16 protein-coding genes are annotated in these 17,054 nt (G+C 43.2%); 9 read left to right on the top strand and 7 right to left on the bottom strand.

The window, feature by feature from the left end:
* Positions 1 to 2,046, bottom strand: a complete 2,046-nt coding sequence (locus QNH15_RS23605; RefSeq protein WP_283890999.1) for a hydantoinase/oxoprolinase family protein — start codon at positions 2,044 to 2,046, stop codon at positions 1 to 3.
* A 36-nt stretch (positions 2,047 to 2,082) separates the two neighbouring features.
* Entirely contained in the window at positions 2,083 to 2,625 is a 543-nt protein-coding gene (locus tag QNH15_RS23610; RefSeq protein WP_283891001.1) for a helix-turn-helix domain-containing protein, read from the bottom strand.
* Between the two features lie 205 nt (positions 2,626 to 2,830).
* Here QNH15_RS23610 and QNH15_RS23615 point away from each other — a divergent pair, with 205 nt between their 5' ends.
* From QNH15_RS23615 to QNH15_RS23625, 3 genes are read left to right on the top strand one after another with little or no spacing between them, the layout of a single operon-like run.
* On the top strand, positions 2,831 to 4,375 hold the full coding sequence (locus tag QNH15_RS23615; RefSeq protein ID WP_283891003.1) for a PTS transporter subunit EIIC: 1,545 nt from the start codon (positions 2,831 to 2,833) through the stop codon (positions 4,373 to 4,375).
* The gene (locus tag QNH15_RS23620; protein WP_283891005.1) at positions 4,368 to 5,048 is read left to right on the top strand and encodes an N-acetylmannosamine-6-phosphate 2-epimerase; all 681 of its coding nucleotides are present in this window, start codon (positions 4,368 to 4,370) and stop codon (positions 5,046 to 5,048) included. The genes QNH15_RS23615 and QNH15_RS23620 overlap by 8 nt, the downstream gene beginning before the upstream one ends.
* Positions 5,049 to 5,061: 13 nt before the next feature.
* The gene (locus QNH15_RS23625) at positions 5,062 to 5,877 is read left to right on the top strand and encodes a MurR/RpiR family transcriptional regulator (protein WP_283891007.1); all 816 of its coding nucleotides are present in this window, start codon (positions 5,062 to 5,064) and stop codon (positions 5,875 to 5,877) included.
* Between the two features lie 440 nt (positions 5,878 to 6,317).
* On the opposite strand, the gene QNH15_RS23630 is transcribed toward QNH15_RS23625, so the two are convergent.
* Genes QNH15_RS23630 through QNH15_RS23645 form a run of 4 tightly spaced genes read right to left on the bottom strand, consistent with a single transcriptional unit; the run spans position 6,318 to position 9,020 of the window.
* Positions 6,318 to 7,019 (bottom strand): endonuclease V, encoded by a 702-nt coding sequence (locus QNH15_RS23630; protein WP_283891009.1) that lies wholly within the window; start codon positions 7,017 to 7,019, stop codon positions 6,318 to 6,320.
* On the bottom strand, positions 7,016 to 7,477 hold the full coding sequence (locus tag QNH15_RS23635; protein WP_283891011.1) for a toxin-antitoxin system YwqK family antitoxin: 462 nt from the start codon (positions 7,475 to 7,477) through the stop codon (positions 7,016 to 7,018). The genes QNH15_RS23630 and QNH15_RS23635 overlap by 4 nt, the downstream gene beginning before the upstream one ends.
* Positions 7,461 to 8,633: a YwqJ-related putative deaminase gene (locus QNH15_RS23640; RefSeq protein WP_283891013.1), complete on the bottom strand. Its 1,173-nt coding sequence runs from the start codon at positions 8,631 to 8,633 to the stop codon at positions 7,461 to 7,463. Before QNH15_RS23640 ends, QNH15_RS23635 begins: the two co-directional genes overlap by 17 nt.
* Before the next feature lie 15 nt (positions 8,634 to 8,648).
* Positions 8,649 to 9,020: a hypothetical protein gene (locus tag QNH15_RS23645; protein WP_283891015.1), complete on the bottom strand. Its 372-nt coding sequence runs from the start codon at positions 9,018 to 9,020 to the stop codon at positions 8,649 to 8,651.
* A gap of 556 nt (positions 9,021 to 9,576) precedes the next feature.
* On the opposite strand from QNH15_RS23645, the gene QNH15_RS23650 reads away from it, so the two are divergent.
* The 6 genes from QNH15_RS23650 to QNH15_RS23675 all read left to right on the top strand — a co-directional run bounded on the left by QNH15_RS23650 (position 9,577) and on the right by QNH15_RS23675 (position 15,742).
* Positions 9,577 to 10,140 carry a glycerol-3-phosphate responsive antiterminator gene (locus QNH15_RS23650; RefSeq protein WP_283891018.1) on the top strand — a complete coding sequence of 188 codons (564 nt, stop codon included), beginning with the start codon at positions 9,577 to 9,579 and terminating at the stop codon, positions 10,138 to 10,140.
* 153 nt (positions 10,141 to 10,293) lie between these two features.
* Complete coding sequence (locus QNH15_RS23655; protein ID WP_283891020.1) at positions 10,294 to 11,556, top strand: PTS galactitol transporter subunit IIC; 1,263 nt, start codon at positions 10,294 to 10,296, stop codon at positions 11,554 to 11,556.
* Between the two features lie 14 nt (positions 11,557 to 11,570).
* Entirely contained in the window at positions 11,571 to 13,076 is a 1,506-nt protein-coding gene (locus QNH15_RS23660; RefSeq protein ID WP_283891022.1) for an FGGY-family carbohydrate kinase, read from the top strand.
* 20 nt (positions 13,077 to 13,096) lie between these two features.
* Positions 13,097 to 13,855 (top strand): SDR family NAD(P)-dependent oxidoreductase, encoded by a 759-nt coding sequence (locus QNH15_RS23665; RefSeq protein ID WP_347343363.1) that lies wholly within the window; start codon positions 13,097 to 13,099, stop codon positions 13,853 to 13,855.
* A gap of 21 nt (positions 13,856 to 13,876) precedes the next feature.
* Entirely contained in the window at positions 13,877 to 14,731 is an 855-nt protein-coding gene (locus tag QNH15_RS23670) for a class II fructose-bisphosphate aldolase (RefSeq protein WP_283891024.1), read from the top strand.
* 12 nt (positions 14,732 to 14,743) lie between these two features.
* On the top strand, positions 14,744 to 15,742 hold the full coding sequence (locus QNH15_RS23675; RefSeq protein ID WP_283891026.1) for a 2-hydroxyacid dehydrogenase: 999 nt from the start codon (positions 14,744 to 14,746) through the stop codon (positions 15,740 to 15,742).
* A gap of 196 nt (positions 15,743 to 15,938) precedes the next feature.
* On the opposite strand, the gene QNH15_RS23680 is transcribed toward QNH15_RS23675, so the two are convergent.
* Positions 15,939 to 17,051 (bottom strand): ROK family transcriptional regulator, encoded by a 1,113-nt coding sequence (locus tag QNH15_RS23680; RefSeq protein ID WP_283891028.1) that lies wholly within the window; start codon positions 17,049 to 17,051, stop codon positions 15,939 to 15,941.
* Positions 17,052 to 17,054 lie beyond the last annotated feature (3 nt).

The following is a 17,054-nucleotide window of genomic DNA, read 5'->3' on the forward strand; positions in this document are numbered from 1 at the left end:
TTATTCCACCCCCGTATCAATGAGTAAGTTTCCATAGGCATCCACCGTCAGCGTTTGACCTGGATACAAAACCGTCGCAGCCGACGGTTCCTCCACAATGGCAGGTCCCTGGATTTCAACATCTGGCCCCAATAACTCACGATCAAAGACCTGTGTCTCCCGCCAGCCAGCTTCTTCATAAAATACGTTTCGCACTTCCTTAAGCGCCTCATCTTTTGTTCCATTTACAACTTCCAGCCTCGGAAGTTCCGGTTTCTGTACGGTCCCTAAAGCGGTAAGATGCAGGTTCACAATTTCTGTTGGGGATTCTTCGAGCTTGAACGTATAATTTTTTTCATGAAGGCTGTGGAATCGTTGCGTCATGATCTCAAGTGAGTCTTTCGTCAGTTCACCCTCAGGCACCGGAACCTTAACGGTATGTTCCTGGCCAAGATACCTCATATCAGCGAAGCGTGTGAACAGAATGTTCTCTTCAGAAACGCCTTCCTCCTTGTATTGATGGAAAGCCTGCTGTTCAAGCTTGGCCCATTCCTGGTTGAATTCCGAAACCTCCAGCTCAAACAATCGTTTAATATACGTTTGGATGTAATCATGGCGCAAATCAGTCATCAACATGCCCCAAGCTGAAAAGACAGACGATGCAACAGGAACGACGACCTTTTTGACACCGAGTTCCTTAGCCAATGCAGCCGCATGCATTGAGCCTCCGCCTCCAAAAGCGACGAGTGTGAATTCTTTTGGGTTATAGCCCTTACGGACGGAAATCAGCTTCAGGGCATTCAACATGTTGGAGTTGGCAATCCGGATGATGCCAAGCGCTCCTTCTTCCTCACTTATGCCAAACGGGTCAGCCACTTTTTCCTTAATTGCTCTTCTGACCGACTCAAGATCAACGGAATAATCAAAGTTATCCCGGGATAAACGACCGCAAAGCAGGTTGGCGTCCGTTGTGGTCGGTTCTGTTCCTCCTTGTCCGTAAGCGACCGGTCCGGGAACCGCCCCAGCCGATTGCGGTCCAACTTTTAGGGAACCTCCTTCATCAATCCAAGCGATAGAGCCCCCTCCATTGCCGATTTCCACAATATCGACAACCGGCACTTTAATCGGATAACCGGCATTTCGATCATTTTTTTCGATGTAATAGTCAGTGGAAACCTTTACTTCACCCTTATTGATCAACGAGCACTTTGCTGTTGTACCACCAATATCAAACGCGATGATGTTTTCTTCTCCAATCAATTCCCCCAGTACGGCTGCTCCGTAAATTCCTGCTACCGGACCAGATTCCACCATATTGATCGGCGTTTCCTTCGCTTGTCCAAAGGTGGTTGTCCCTCCATTCGACTGCATAATATAGTTCTGGCTTTTTGCTTTGTTTTCAAGCAGTTTGCTGTTCAGACGGTTAACATAAGACGCAGCAATCGGTTTAACATAAGCATTTAGCACCGCTGTACTCGTCCGCTCATACTCCCGCCATTCCTTCGTGACTTCATGGGAAGCCGTTATTACCGCTTCCGGCCATACTTCTTTAATCACTTCGATCGTTTTCTTTTCGTGAACCGGGTTGATATAGGAATGAAGATAAGCCACCGCAATAGCCTCGGCTCCCTCTTTTCGGAAATATTCCACCACTTCCTTGACCTCTTCCGGATCAAGCGGAGAGAGAACGTCTCCTTTGTAATTTAAACGTTCGTTTACTTCCTGCCTGAGGTAGCGGGGAACAAACGGTGATGGCTTCTCGTATCGGACGTTAAACAAGTCCGGCCGGTTACCTCGTGCAATTTCAAGAACATCCCGGAATCCCTTTGTCGTAATTAAACCCGTTTTCACTCCTTTGCGTTCAGTTAACGCGTTGATAATGACGGTCGTTCCATGGATAAATGTCTCGATGGCGGTCTGGTCAATCCCGCTCTTTTCCATTACATCGAGAACACCTTGCTCAAAATGTGGCGGAGTCGTATGACTTTTTGCCACCCCGATCTTTCCTTTTTCATCCACGTATACCAGATCGGTAAACGTACCACCTATGTCAGTTGCTACTCTCATGCCTGAAAACCACCTTTCCCTTCATTGATATGTAAATTAAAAAATAACCGGGGTCAATACACAGAGAATCATGGACTCTTCGTTCAATGGATTTTCCCAAAAATGAGGGACATTGGAAGGAAAATGAATCGAGTCGCCATCTCTGACGAAATATTCTTTTCCATCAATCGTAAAAAGGACAGCTCCCTTTAACACATAATAAAATTCTTCACCTGGATGACTGGATGTTTGGGTTTGGACTTGCTTTGGAGAGAGGGTAACTAAAAGAGGTTCAAGGGAACGGCCTGAAAATTCACCATTTAACCTTGTGTAACTGGCAGAAGACCCTTCAATGGTAAAAGGCTTTCGATGTTCTACTTTTACGATGTAGTTGTAATTCGTTTCAGTTTCAAAAAAACAGGTGATCGGAACTTCAAACGCATCGGCTATACGTTTTAGTGAGGTGATCGCGAGTGAAGATGAACCTCTTTCCACCTGGGATAAAAAGCTAACCGACAAATCGGTCCGTTCACTTAGATCTTTTAACGTGAAGCCTTTCTTTTGCCGTAAATCTTTAATTTTCTTATAAATGTCTTCCATGCAGTACGCCCTTTCATAAAATTCAATGACACAGTAAAAATTTAAGTAATACTTTATTTTTTATAAGATTAGCATATATTTTTTAGAATTAAAAGAATATTTTTACTACTTTTGTTAAAATCCTTTGAAACCCTTTCTTGACCTCCCTCCCTCTTTACTCTTATACTAAACATGAAAATCATTTTCATAAAAGGGGGGTTACTTGATGAGTAGTTTCTTCGAGAAGGCACAGCAGTTTGGTAAATCGTTTATGCTTCCGATTGCCGTATTGCCAGCAGCGGGGCTATTGCTGGGGATTGGCGGAGCGCTGTCGAACCCGAATACGATAAAAGCGTATCCGTTTCTGGACATTGGCTGGCTTCAAGCCATATTTACGATTATGTCGAGTGCGGGAAACGTAGTGTTTGCCAATTTGGCCTTGCTTTTTGCGGTGGGTATTTCTGTTGGTCTGGCACGAGGCGACAAGGGAACAGCCGGCCTCGCAGGTGTTCTTGCCTTCCTGGTCATGAACGCGACCATTTCTGCGCTATTAACGATTACCGGAACAATGGACGCAAAGAATCCTGCGGCTGCCGGACAGGGAATGAGTCTGGGGATTCAGACCCTGGAAACGGGAGTGTTTGGCGGCGTGGTCGTCGGGATCATGACATCCTGGCTTCATAACCGCTATAACAAAAAACAGCTGCCACAGTTCCTTGGGTTCTTCAGCGGGTCCCGGTTTGTTCCGATCATTGCATCTTTTTCAGCAATTTTGCTTGGAGCCGTCGTCTTTTTCGTCTGGCCGTTCATCCAGAAAGGTATTTTTCAGATGGGTGGCCTTGTGGAAGCGACCGGTTATATCGGCACGCTGATCTATGGCTTTGTGCTCCGCATGCTCGGACCGTTTGGGCTTCATCATATTTTCTATATGCCGTTTTGGACAACCAGTCTTGGTGGATCACTAACCGTGGACGGAAAATTGGTGGAAGGCACACAGCGTATTTTCTTTGCGCAATTAGCCGATCCAAGCACACAGCACTTTTATATCGGTACGGCCCGCTTCATGTCCGGACGCTTTATTACGATGATGTTCGGCTTGATCGGTGCCTGTCTGGCGATGTACCGTACAGCCAAACCTGAAAACCGGAAAAAAGTGGCCGGACTGCTGGCTTCAGCTGCTCTCACCTCCTTTTTGACCGGTATCACAGAACCAATTGAATTTTCATTTTTGTTTGTCGCTCCTATGCTCTATGTGCTGCATGCCTTTTTGGACGGAATGGCATTCATGCTTGCACATATTTTTCAAATTACGATCGGCCAAACATTCTCAGGCGGTTTCATAGACTTCCTCTTATTTGGTGTGTTTCAGGGGAACGCAAAAACCAACTGGCTTATGGTGCCGGTGGTCGGAATTCCGTGGTTCTTCGTCTATTACTTTTCCTTCACCTTCCTGATCAAGAAGTTCAATTTCAAAACACCAGGGCGGGAAGATGCGGGTGAAGCCTCCGTGAACATTACAAATGGAAGCGAACGTGCCGAGGCAGTCATTCAGGGACTTGGAGGCAGAGAAAATCTGCAGAACGTGGATTGCTGCGCCACAAGGCTCCGGGTGACCGTCAATAATCCGGCACTCATTGATGAAGAGATTCTAAAGAAAACGGGATCCAAAGGGGTGATCAAGAAAGGAAACGGCATCCAGATCATCTATGGACCGGATGTCACGATTATTAAAAACGAAGTAGAAGAAATGGCAGGGGAAAAGTATGCTTGAACAGATTAACGGCGGCCTGGTGGTTTCGTGCCAGGCCTTACAACACGAACCGCTTCACAGCTCCTATATCATGGCGAAGATGGCACTTGCCGCCAAGGAAGGTGGAGCTTCAGGCATACGGGCCAATTCGAAAGAGGACATTCTTGCCATTAAACAGGAGGTCAGCCTTTCTGTCATCGGTATTGTAAAACGAGATTATGATGACAGTGAGGTATTCATCACGGCAACGAAAAAAGAAGTGGACGAACTGATCGAAAGCGGCTGCGAAATGATCGCAATGGACGCTACTCTAAGAAAACGTCCCGATGAACTACCATTAAAAGAGCTCGTGTCCTATGCGCGGAAACAGAATCCGAAGGTCCAGCTTATGGCAGACATCTCATCGGTGGAAGAAGCAAAGCAAGCGGAGGAGCTGGGCTTTGATTGTGTGGGGACTACCCTTTTTGGCTATACAAACGAAACAAAAGGCAGTAAGCTGTATGAGAACGACTTCGCCTTTTTAAGAGAAGTCCTCCAGAACGTATCCCTTCCCGTCATTGCGGAAGGAAACATCATGACACCTGAAATGGTAAAAGAAGCGCTCGATGCTGGTGTGCATGCCGTCGTGGTTGGCGGTGCCATTACCCGGCCTCAGCAAATCACCGCACGATTTGCCGCTGAAACTAAGAGATAAAAGGATGTAGACGATGGCTTCCCTGCTTAAGGAAATTCAAAGTATTTATTCTTCCCTTTCCCAAAAGGAAAAAAATATTGCCGACTATATACTGTCCGATCCGGACGGTGCGTCCCACAGCTCGATCCAGGAGATGGCCGAAAAAACCGGCGTATCGGTGAGCACCATCACCCGGTTCGCCAAAAAAGCCTCCTGCACAAGCTTCGTGGAAATGAAGGTGAAGCTTGCTTCGGGCTCTGAAAAGACAGGTGAGGAAGGGATCGAACATACCCTATCTTCCTCCTACCGGGAGATGCTGGCCGATGTCCGCTCCCTATCGGACAACCAGGCCTTTGACCAGGTGATGACCCTGCTTCGGGAAGCCAAACGACTGTTCATTTATGGACTGGGCAGCTCCGGTCTTGCCGCACAGGAGCTGAATTACCGGCTCAGCCGGATGGGTTTTGTTTCAGAAGCTGTAATGGATCCGCACTTGATGGTCATCAAAAGCACCCTGCAGCAGCCGGGAGACGTAATCATCGCCTTTTCACGATCTGGCCAGACGGTAGATCTTCTTCAATCCGTAAGCAAAGGAAAAGAAAAAGGCGCCAAACTAATCGCACTGACGGCCTTTGGCAACACCCCACTCACAAAGCAGTCGGATGCCATTCTTTGGACCATCCATCCCGCCAGGAACAACTTCCTGCTGACCGGCCTCGACATGAGCATGCTTTACCTCATCGACCGGATCAGCCTGCATTTCCTCTCAGAACCGGAGCGGGAAGCTAAGTATTTGGAAACAGTAGAGGCAATTACTTCGACGGGGATTTCGTCGGTGAAGAAAAATTAATAGATAATGCAAAAAAGCCGAGCCAGCACACTACTGACTCGGCTTATTAAACTATTTGCTAACCTATTATCTCTACAACTTGCTAGAAAGTTCAGCATAACGCCAAACCTTTTTTTTAGAATACAAAAATACATTAGCTTCCCTTTAGAAACCCTGTTTTAAAATACTTTCCTCAATTCTGATTATAATAAAGAAACGTTGAGGGCTTTTTCAGATTACACTTAAAGAACAGAATTTCTTTTTAAATCATTTTTGTTGTATCGGTAGCAAATGAATCTTCATCAGATACTGCATCGTCATAATCCTGTAATTTCTTCCATAATTTTTTTCAATCGACCAATATTACTCATAGTTTTTATCAATATTCATCATAAAGAAACCTTGAAAAGCACATTGCCATTCAAGGTTAGTCTTCAACTAATATGATCAAGATACACTTATTAATCCTTCATTAGATTCTTCCTCATTTTATGAGTTTCTATATCGGCTACTCTTACAGGAATAGGCAAGCGACTTTCTTTATTGATACAGTTCATGACAATATGAGTACTAGTATCTAAATCAATCCAGTTTCCACAAGAAACAAAGATTGGCTTTACATGTTGTGAAGTCCTCAAGACTCTACCATAAACTTCATCGTGAATTACAATGTCATTGTACGAGCCTACTTCGTCTTTAGGCATCGAAACGTCAATATTTTCTATTTTTAAATAGCTCTTTGCCACTCCAATTGTTGGCTTGTTTAAATACATTGAAGCATGAGTAGCAATTCCCATATGTCGATAGTGTAAATACCCGTTGCCATCAAACATATATAGATCAGGTTCTTTAGATAGTTTCTTAGCGGCTTCAAGTACTAAGGGCAACTCACGAAAAGCTAGGAAACCTGAAATATAAGGAACATTTATTTCTCCATGACTATATACCTTTTCGACAACTTCCTTGGTATGATAATCAATCATAACAATACAACATGTACCACATGTCGTATTATTTCTATCCCAGTAAGCTAAATCTACTCCCGCAATAGTCTCGATTTCACTAACATCAAAGCTATTATTCAAGTTAACTTTAGATGACAATTGATTCTGAATCTCGGTGAATTCATGTATTAACTTCATATTAGAATCCACATTTTTCATTGATTATTACTTTCAGAAAAAGACTGAATTAATTCTAAATCTGCTTCTGTAGGAGATAGTTTTTGTTTGACTATTTGGCCTTGAGTGTCCCATTCTGTATAATGAAGAGCTATACCAAATTTGTACTCACCTTCAAATTTCAAATCCCCATTTTCGTACCAGATTTTTTCAATCCCATTACTTTGACCATGTATTAAGTTTTTTACAGACTTTAAATTTCCATTTTTATAAAACTCTACTAACTCCCCTTCAATAAAACCATTTATATAATTTGTATAGTATATCAAATTACCATTATCATATAATTCATAAGCCAAACCAGTAAAAGGTTTGCCATTCTGATCTTCAGGATTATCTAAAACTTCATCACTGTATGAGGTAAACCATAATTCCTCGTCAAAGTCTACCCCGTGTTTTATAACATATTCTTTACTTAAAATTTCAATTTGATTTTCCAATCTTTTTCACCTCTGAACTAAATTCAAATCCTTCAGTAATGAAATTACAATGTGGACAGGTTGGCATCATCATACCCGCAGGTTTTAATTTTTTACCGGATCTTACTACATGGGTAATAAAATTTGAAGCACCTGCTTCCGGGTTTGCAAGCAACGCTTTATTTAATGAATAAACTTCTGCGTGAGAGCCTGCACCATACGTATATTTATATCCTTCTTTAATACTTTTCGGCATATCGGTAATCCGCTGTTTTATCATAGGGTGTAGCTCTTCGGGAACCTTACCTGAAGTATTATTAATACCAAAATAATACTTACCTGTTGTTTTATCAAGAGTGCCAGAAACTGCTGGTCCCATCTCTCTGTTGGAAAGACCCTGTTTATTTAATCTTTGAACTTCCTCAGCGACAGCCCCACGCAAATTAATCCTATGATTTATTTCTTGTGGAGAAAACCGGCCATATTTATTACGTAAATATTCTATTCTACTTAGATTTTCACCACTATTAGAAGCTCCATTAATACCCTTAATAACATCCGCAGACCCAACAACTCTCCTCGCGGCCTGCCCTTCCTTCGCCACTCCAATCACTTTATCAGCCGTTCTCACAACCTTGAATGCCTTAACACCCTTTCCGACAGGGGTAAGCCCAAAGACAAACATTCCTCCGGCCATAACTCTGCTCCATCCGGAGATTTTTTCTCCGGTGGCTGGGTCAATACCAGTGGCGGCACGCTGGGCATCGTATACTCCGGTTAGTTCTCCGGCAGCGTCTTTTGCCAGCTTGCCTGCGTTGATGCCATCTGTCTTGCCGGGATCCTTGAAGCGGTCGTCGTACTTCGTAAGGATCGCTGTGGCCTGGGTGAGCGAGAGCGGTACGTTATCGGCACCAGAGGCCTTATGGGCAAAATACGAGAGCCAGGCGGCCTGGTATTCGAGCGTCTGTACGATCGTTTGGCTCGTTTCCTTTATACTACCATTTATGGCGGAAATCTGTCCTGAAAACGGAGGCGGGAATTCAGAACGAGAGAGGATGGAACTGGCTTTTCCGGTTTCCCTTTCCAGTCTGTGCTGAAGATTCTTCGACCGGTTTTGATGCTCCAGCATTCTTTTGAACAAGCTTGCCAGCCGATTAGGTTCTATTTTAATTTCCATGAAGTCCCTCCTGCCTTATTTGTTGGATTCCTGCTTCTTCAGTGCTTCTTTAATTTCGTGAAGGGACACCATTAACTTGGATCGTTCGCCCTCCAAATAGGAGATCCAGTAATCCATGTAATAGACCTGCTGTCCGATGTCACCCTTAAAGCTTGAAAGTGTCTTGTCCAGCGACTCATACATGTCCTTGTACCCCTGCTGCTTCTTTCCCTTCCAAATGTCTTCCCGCGTTTCCTGAGTCACATCACGAGCAATATTCTGAGAGAGCGTATTTGTATCTTTTTGCAAGGTAAGAAGGCCTTGCTGAACCTCTTTAATCTGTTGTATATCCCGATTAATCGATTCAATCTGCCTTTGTACACGCACACCATCCAAAAACCCGAGCATAACGGCCATCCTCCTTTCGTCCTTAGCACTTTACCGTATAAATCCCTATAAAAGTTAATCGCCATCATATTTTACCTTATTTTGCTAACTCTTTAACTCTATCCTTTTTACCAACCTGTATTAGATCACGTAGTTCTTTTGGCACCTGCCCGCTTCTTGAAAGCTCATATTGTCGAATTTAGGGTTAAACTTTTCATTGCCAACATGAGTTTAATAGAAAGTCTCATCGGCGACGATGAGTTTATGTTACAAAAAGACGAGGAAATCATCCTGGAAAGCAAGCATCATTTGTAGACAACTTTTTCAAAGGAAAAACTGTACGACCGATTTTCTTTAAGAAAAACCACCTGTTTTCGGATGAATGATGAGAACATTGAATTTTATAGTATGTCTTATGCATCCAGGCTTAGAAATACTGGTTTTTTACAGGTAGCACATCACGGGCATGTGTCTAACACAAACTGTTCGATAATCTAATATTCATAAAAGTAATTGACAATTTCGACAAGTTATTATTATTATCTATGTAAACGCTTTAATAAATAGGTGGGTCTTCATGAGTACTAGCTTTATACTAGAAAACACAGTCATTCCATCTGTCAGAGATCTTAAACAGCTGCGAATTGCACTTAAAAGTGTATCTCCAATTATTCTCCTTTCTGAGACTCACATTGGGAATTTACAGAGCCTTACGAGAAAATGCCATGAATCAAATAAAAAAGTCATTGTGCACTTGGATCTGGTTGGGGGCTTAAATAAGGATCCCATTGGCCTGAAAATGCTTCGTGATCTGTTTAAAGTAGATGGCATTATCTCCCCCAATGTTAAAATTATTAACCAGGCAAAAGATTTAGGTTTGTTCAGCATACATCGTCTTTTTTTACTCGATTCCCGATCATTGGAAACCGGCTTAAAAAGTACAAACGGCAGCCAATTGGATGCCATTGAAGTATTGCCCGGTCCCTTTGCAAAACATTTTATCGAGCAGATCAAAACGTTCAAAAAAGCTCCTGTTTTAGCTGGAGGTTTTATATCCACAAAGGAAGACGTTGCAGAGCTCTTTAATGCTGGATTTCACGGGATTACTACCAGCAGCTCCGACCTATGGAAAACAAAATAGTTTAGATGGGTGATGTGACATCGATAAAACCCTGCAGGGCACTAGCAAAAGCTAGTGTTCTGTAGGGTTTTTTATTTTTAAAGGAGGTGAGGCGCAGGAGGTGAGGCGCAGGAACTGCGGTTGGCTTGTAAAAATAATAAGGGGGAGATGTAAATGGGAATCATCAATTCCATCATTCAATTAGGACCTGCGGTTATGATGCCGATCATCTTTTTTATCTTGGCCTTGGTCTTCCGAATTAAAATCGGCCAAGGGTTTAAAGCCGCTATGTTGATTGGCATTGGTTTTGTCGGAATCAATTTGGTAATCGGTTTGCTTCTAGACTCCTTGGGACCGGCAGCACAATCGATGGTTGACCGCTTTGGATTAAAATTAACCGTTGTGGATCCAGGATGGCCTGTCGGTGCGACGATAGGCTGGGGTACTCCTATTGTTCCATTTGTTGTATTTGGAGCAATTATTTTAAATCTCGTTCTGTTACTATTAAAGTTAACAAAAACAGTAAATATTGACATTTTTAATTACTGGCAGTTTATGCTGACAGGTGGTGTTGTTTATGCCATTACAAAAAGCATTACCATCTCAGTCATCGTTTCGTTGTTGCATTTTCTCATCGCCATTATCATTGCGGACATAACAGCCAAACGAATCCAAGAGGAGTTTGACCTGAAGGGTATTTCTTTTGCTCACGCTACCTCCGCAATCTTTGTTCCGATTGGGATTGGGATGAATTGGCTGATCGAACGGATCCCCGGTCTAAGGAATGTTAAGGCTTCTCCAGACGAAATCACAAAGAAATATGGGATTATGGGTGAGCCGCTGACATTAGGATCGATTTTAGGTGTTCTGTTAGGCATACTGGCCGGCTTTAATGTGGCTGATATTCTTACGCTTGGTATAAAAGTTGCTGCCGTCATGGTGCTGTTGCCTTCCATGATAAACATCTTGGTGCAAGGGTTAGACATTATCCGGGAAGCCGCCGAAGCGTTATTAAAGAAGCGATTTCCTGACCGTGAGTTCTATATTGGTCTAGATACAGCATTACTGGTCGGAAATCCGGCAGTGCTGGCTACGGGATTGCTCTTGATTCCGGGTGCTCTTTTACTGGCCATTTTACTGCCTGGAAATAAGGTCCTTCCTTTTGTCGATCTGGCCTCGCTGGTTTTCCTTATTCCAATGGCGGCTCCATATTTAAAGAAAAATTTGATTCGATTATTTATTACGGGACTTGTGATCGTCACTCTTGTCTTGTATGCGGGTACTTCAATCGCTCCTTATTACACGGAAGCTGCGGAAATGGTTAATGTAAAGCTTCCAGCCAACGTATCATCAACGACAGAGTTAGCCAATCTGGTTGGAGGTGCGACCACTCCATTAGGCTGGATTTTCATCGAATTATCTAAGCTATTTTCTTAAAGGAGCTGACGGTTATGCCAAAGTTTATATTGGGAATTGATAATGGTGGAACGGTTACCAAAGCAGGATTATTTACGTTAGACGGAAAAGAACTGGCAGTAGCCAGCCGTACAACAGAAATGTTTATGCCTTCACCCGGTCACACCGAAAGAAATATGCATGAGCTGTGGGAGGCAAATGTTCAGGTCATTCAAGAAGTATTACATCAATCGGGAATTGACCCTGCCCATATTGTTGGAATCGCTACAACCGGACATGGAAATGGAATCTATTTAGTGGATGAGAATGGAGAGCCTGTAACAAATGGAATTATATCCACTGATTCAAGGGCAAAAGACATTATTAGTGAATGGAATGACGATGGCACAGCAGATAAAGTACTTTTAAAGACCATGCAATCCCTCTGGGCAGGTCAACCGGCAGCCCTATTAGCCTGGTTTAAGAAATATCAACCTGAGGTTCTTTCCCAGACTCGTTGGGTATTCATGTGCAAGGATTACATTCGCTATAAGCTTACAGGTAAGCCCCATGCAGAAATAACAGATATCTCCGGATCCAGTCTATTTAACATCAGGGAACGGAAGTATGATGAGGAGATCCTTCGTACATTAGGAATCGAAGAAGTCTTTACCAAACTGCCTCCTGTAAAATACTCCGGGGAAATTTGTGGATATGTAACTGAGGAGGCAGCTCAGCTCACCGGGCTGAGAGCAGGGACTCCAGTAGCCGGAGGATTATTTGATATTGATGCCTCTGCTATCGCAACAGGAATCACCGATGAAGAGAAACTGTGTATCGTCGCAGGTACATGGAGCATTAACGAGTATATAACCAAAGAACCGGTCGTTGATAAAGAACTATTCATGACTTCCATCTACTGTATACCTGGATACTGGCTGACCCTTGAAGGGAGCCCCACTTCTGCCAGTAACCTGGAGTGGTTTGTTAAAGAATACTTCAATCACGAATACGAAGAAGCAAAGAAACGAAAGATCTCCGTTTATCAGTTGTGTAATGAAATGGTTGAAAAAACACAACCCACTGAATCCAATATCTTGTTCTTCCCCTTTTTATTTGGGTCTAATGTCCACCCTAATGCAAAGGCATGCTTCTTTGGATTTAACGGCTGGCATACAAAGGCTCATATGTTAAGGGCCCTCTATGAGGGAGTAGTGTTTGGCCATAAAATTCATGTTGATAAATTATTGAAATACCGAAGCAAGCCCGAAATCATTCGAATTGCAGGAGGAGCGACGCGGTCGGAGGTTTGGATGCAGATGTTTGCCGATATACTTCAAACACCCATTGAAGTCGTTGAAGGAACCGAACAAGGAACATTAGGTGCTGCGATCTGTGCCGCTGTTGCAACCGGACAGTACCCCTCCTTTACAGAGGCCGCTCAACAAATGATAAAAGTAGGAAAAACATATACCCCTAATCAAGAGTGCCAGGCTGTATATGAGGAAAAATATATGTACTTTAATAAAGTACTAGGTGCACTGGAGCCTATTTGGCAATAACCAAGGAGTTGATCATCAAAATGGAACTTAATTTAAACGGAAAAACAGCTATTGTAACAGGAGGCTCAAGAGGCGTAGGACGTGCAATCACCTTAGCGCTTGCCCAAGAAGGTGCCCATGTTGTAGTTAACTACAACAACAGTCAATCAGCAGCGGAGGAAACGGTCAACCAGATCAAACAAACCGGCGGCAGCGCCATTGCTGTTCAAGCCAACTTAGATAACCCAGAGGAATGCCGAAAATTAATCGAGGCCGCTAAAGAGTCCTTTGGCGACGTAGATATTCTAGTGAACAATGCCGGTATCTGGCCGAAAAACTGGGTAAAGGACATTTCCTTAGAGGAATGGAACCATACCATGCAAGTGAACCTCACCTCTGTCTTTCTTACCTGTCAAACGTTCGTTCAAATGTTATCAGAAGAAAAGAGAAAAGGAAAAATATTAAACATTACCTCCCAGGCTGCTTTTCACGGCTCTACCACGGGTCACTCACACTATGCTGCAAGTAAAGCCGGTGTGGTTTCCTTTACGGTATCCCTGGCAAGAGAGGTAGCGGGGCAAGGTATCAATGTAAATGCACTGGCTTTGGGAATTGTGGAAACCGACATGATTGGTGATGCCCTGCAGAAGAACAAAGACTACTATGTCAACCGTATTCCCTTAGGCAGGGTGGCACAGCCCAATGAAATTGCTGATATTGCAACTTTCCTGGTATCGGAAAAAGCAAACTACATCACCGGAGCGACCCTGGATGCCACTGGCGGCATGCTGATGAGATAACAAAAAGGAGAGGAACGATATATGCTAGTTACGTTACAAGAAGTATTACAGGATGCTCGACAAAAGCAATATGCGGTACCCGCATTTGACTGCATTGGTGATATCATGGTGCGAACCATCCTGGACACGGCGGAGAAGGAACAATCACCTGTCATTCTTATGTGCCTGGAGCATAACCTGCGTGAGCCAAAAGGATTTGCGTTTCTTGCGGATTATATTAAAACCGTAGCTTCTCAATACAGCATTCCCATTGTGCTGCATTTGGATCATGCCATGGATTTTTCCCTGGTTAAAGAAGCTGTAGCACACGGATTCACTTCCGTTATGATTGATGGGTCGAGCCTCCCTTTTGAGGAGAACATCAAGCTGACAAAAGAAGTTTCGGATTATGCCCACTCCTACAATATCAGTGTAGAAGCTGAACTAGGACATGTTGGTGGAAATGAACTTGGTGGCAATTATGGTACAGACTCCATGCTGACGGAACCTAAACAGGTAGCCGAGTTTATCGAAAGGACCAATTGTGATGCTCTTGCTGTGTCCATTGGGACAGCCCATGGCGTTTATCATGCGGAACCCAATTTGAATATCGAGCGCACGAAAGAGATTAATAGAATCAGCAAGTCTCCCCTTGTCCTGCACGGAGGATCCGGCACACCTGAACATCAGATCAAAGAAGTAATAGCCAACGGAATCACCAAAGTGAACCTGTATGCAGACTGTAGAATCGCCATGGCAAACGGGTTGAAAGAAGCAGCGGCGAACTTGAATCGAATTGACCCTTTGCCAGAAGATATGCTGTCACCTATCAAACATTCGCTTGCAGAAGTCGTCGCACAAAAAATCCACTTACTGGGGTCCAACAAACGCGCATAGGAGATGATTTTCTTGAAGTTGTTAGCCATATCCGATTTATTTATTCCTTCAGATGTGATGGAAAACGGTCTATCCGATCTAAAATCAAAAGGAATCGAAATTGAAGTAAGAGAATGGAACCATTCCTCCTTAGAAATGCTGCAAAAAGATAATATTGAAGTGGAAACCAAGGGACCTGAGGCAGTTTCAGTTCCAGAAGAGTTATATGAAGGAATTGAAGACTTTGATTTGCTCATTGTTCATTTTGCACCAGTGACGAAAAGGGTTCTTCAACAAGCAAAGAAATTACAAATCGTTGGTGTTCTAAGGGGCGGTACAGAAAATATCGACCAGGAAGCTGCCGCTCAACAAAATATCGAAGTCCTCAATACGCCCGGCCGAAACGCCAGAGCTGTGGCTGAATTCACTTTAGGAATGATTCTTTCTGAAGTAAGAAACATTGCCCGTTCTCATGCAGCTTTAAAACAAGGAAACTGGATCAAAGATTTCCCTAACAGTGATGCCATACCTGAACTTGCAGGCAAGACCATAGGGATAGTGGGGTTCGGTAATATCGGTATACGGTTAGCCAAGTACTTACACGCATTAGAATGCAATATTATCATTTTTGACGAGTACACGAATGACATACCTGCTCCATATAAGAAAGTGGCTCTTGATACTTTGCTAAGGGAATCAGATATAGTTTCCCTACATCTACGTCTGAGCAAGGACACAGAGCACTTTATTGGTCAGAAGGAGCTGGATAAAATGAAACCTTCCTCCGTTCTTATCAACACGGCTCGCTCCGGTCTCATCGATGAAAAAGCATTAGTTCAAAGCCTTAAGGAAAAGAAAATCATGGGCGCTGCCCTAGACGTCTTTGACCACGAGCCCTTGGAACACAATGATGAACTGTTAAAGCTGGATAATGTAACGATTACTACTCACATTGCCGGAAGTACCATTGATGCTTTTAGGAATAGTCCTAAGCAGTTGGCAAAGGAAATCTTTAATAAGTTAGGAAACTGACAAAACTTGATAAGATAGCGAGAATACGTTCCAATAGATTCACATAGATGATCCCGTATAACTCCGGTGTAATCTTTTATTGATAGTAAGCGTTCAATCCTTTTGCATTCTATACTTTAATTCTCTAAGAGGATTTCTTCGGTAAAAAAGTAAATAAAACAGCGAGCGTTTATCAATAAACGCTCGCTGTTTTAAATTAATCCTTCAACAGGATGGATATTGCTGCTCCTTTAGCTGGAGAAAACCTTTCGTTGGTAAAGGTAACTTCTGTTTTCTCAAAGGCATACGGAAGTGTATGTTTTTGAGAATATTCCAGCGTGTTGGTTCTGAATGGATCGAAAATGTTATACGGAGAATCAATAATAATCTTTTGAGGATTGATCAAGTGAATAACTTGAACCAGTGCACGTCCCAATAACAGGCCGTATCTTGTGATTTCCTTATTCAGCCTACTATCATTTTGAATCATTTTGATCCAATCATTAGTATTCATTTGATATCCCATCACTTGATTTGCATACTCCTTAAGAGCATTTAAACCTATCATTTGCTCCAAACACCCGCGTTGCCCACATTTACAAAGCGGTCCTTCCGGGTCCACCGAAATATGTCCAATTTCACCGGCAGTCCAGCTGTTTCCATTCACAATATGATCATTGATAATATAGGCGCCACCCACACCTTCGCTGATTCGAATATAAAAATAGCTGGAAAGCGGATTCTCATCTTTCAACATCCCTTCTGCTGCTATTTTTACACTGTTAAACACGGCCACAGGCTGGTTAACTATACGTTCTATCTCCTGTTTCAAGGGGATATTCTTCCAATCCAATTTAGAGGATTGGTACACATATCCTGTTTCCGGATCAACAAGACCCGGGATTCCTATGCCAATCCCTTTTGAGTTCGGATAACGCTTCGAAAGTTGTTCAGCAAGTCGTATAAGCTCTTGTAAAACATCATGATCACAACTAACCCGTAATTCTCCTTCTTCTATTTCATTTAAGCGAAAATCCAGTACCACGTATTCCAGTTTATCTTGTTGAACAAGAAGTCCAATCGACTGAAAGGCATCCGGTACCAAGGTCAGCATGATTCTTGGCCTTCCTGCTCCATGAAGCTCTTTAATCCCCGATTCCGCCACAATGCCATCTTTTAAAAGCTGCTCGACAATTAACGAAATTGTATTCTTGCTCAAGCCAAGGTCTTGAGCAATTTCCAGTCGCGAACAAGGCTGATGTGCCCGAATGTAATCGAGAATTTTCTTTTGATTTTGTTCCCGTAAGACCGCGGTACCTTTGCTTTTCATTCT

Origin of the sequence: Fictibacillus enclensis (assembly GCF_030123385.1) — a bacterium.
GTDB classification, from domain to species: Bacteria; Bacillota; Bacilli; order Bacillales; family Fictibacillaceae; genus Fictibacillus_C; species Fictibacillus_C enclensis.

Excerpts from the sequence above, each read along its gene's own strand:
- QNH15_RS23605 (WP_283890999.1), bottom strand. The coding sequence starts at position 2,046 with ATGAGAGTAGCAACTGACATAGGTGGTACGTTTACCGATCTGGTATAC.
- QNH15_RS23610 (WP_283891001.1), bottom strand. The coding sequence starts at position 2,625 with ATGGAAGACATTTATAAGAAAATTAAAGATTTACGGCAAAAGAAAGGC.
- QNH15_RS23615 (WP_283891003.1), top strand. The coding sequence starts at position 2,831 with ATGAGTAGTTTCTTCGAGAAGGCACAGCAGTTTGGTAAATCGTTTATG.
- QNH15_RS23620 (WP_283891005.1), top strand. The coding sequence starts at position 4,368 with ATGCTTGAACAGATTAACGGCGGCCTGGTGGTTTCGTGCCAGGCCTTA.
- QNH15_RS23625 (WP_283891007.1), top strand. The coding sequence starts at position 5,062 with ATGGCTTCCCTGCTTAAGGAAATTCAAAGTATTTATTCTTCCCTTTCC.
- QNH15_RS23630 (WP_283891009.1), bottom strand. The coding sequence starts at position 7,019 with ATGAAAAATGTGGATTCTAATATGAAGTTAATACATGAATTCACCGAG.
- QNH15_RS23640 (WP_283891013.1), bottom strand. The coding sequence starts at position 8,633 with ATGGAAATTAAAATAGAACCTAATCGGCTGGCAAGCTTGTTCAAAAGA.
- QNH15_RS23645 (WP_283891015.1), bottom strand. The coding sequence starts at position 9,020 with ATGCTCGGGTTTTTGGATGGTGTGCGTGTACAAAGGCAGATTGAATCG.
- QNH15_RS23650 (WP_283891018.1), top strand. The coding sequence starts at position 9,577 with ATGAGTACTAGCTTTATACTAGAAAACACAGTCATTCCATCTGTCAGA.
- QNH15_RS23655 (WP_283891020.1), top strand. The coding sequence starts at position 10,294 with ATGGGAATCATCAATTCCATCATTCAATTAGGACCTGCGGTTATGATG.
- QNH15_RS23660 (WP_283891022.1), top strand. The coding sequence starts at position 11,571 with ATGCCAAAGTTTATATTGGGAATTGATAATGGTGGAACGGTTACCAAA.
- QNH15_RS23665 (WP_347343363.1), top strand. The coding sequence starts at position 13,097 with ATGGAACTTAATTTAAACGGAAAAACAGCTATTGTAACAGGAGGCTCA.
- QNH15_RS23670 (WP_283891024.1), top strand. The coding sequence starts at position 13,877 with ATGCTAGTTACGTTACAAGAAGTATTACAGGATGCTCGACAAAAGCAA.
- QNH15_RS23680 (WP_283891028.1), bottom strand. The coding sequence starts at position 17,051 with ATGAAAAGCAAAGGTACCGCGGTCTTACGGGAACAAAATCAAAAGAAA.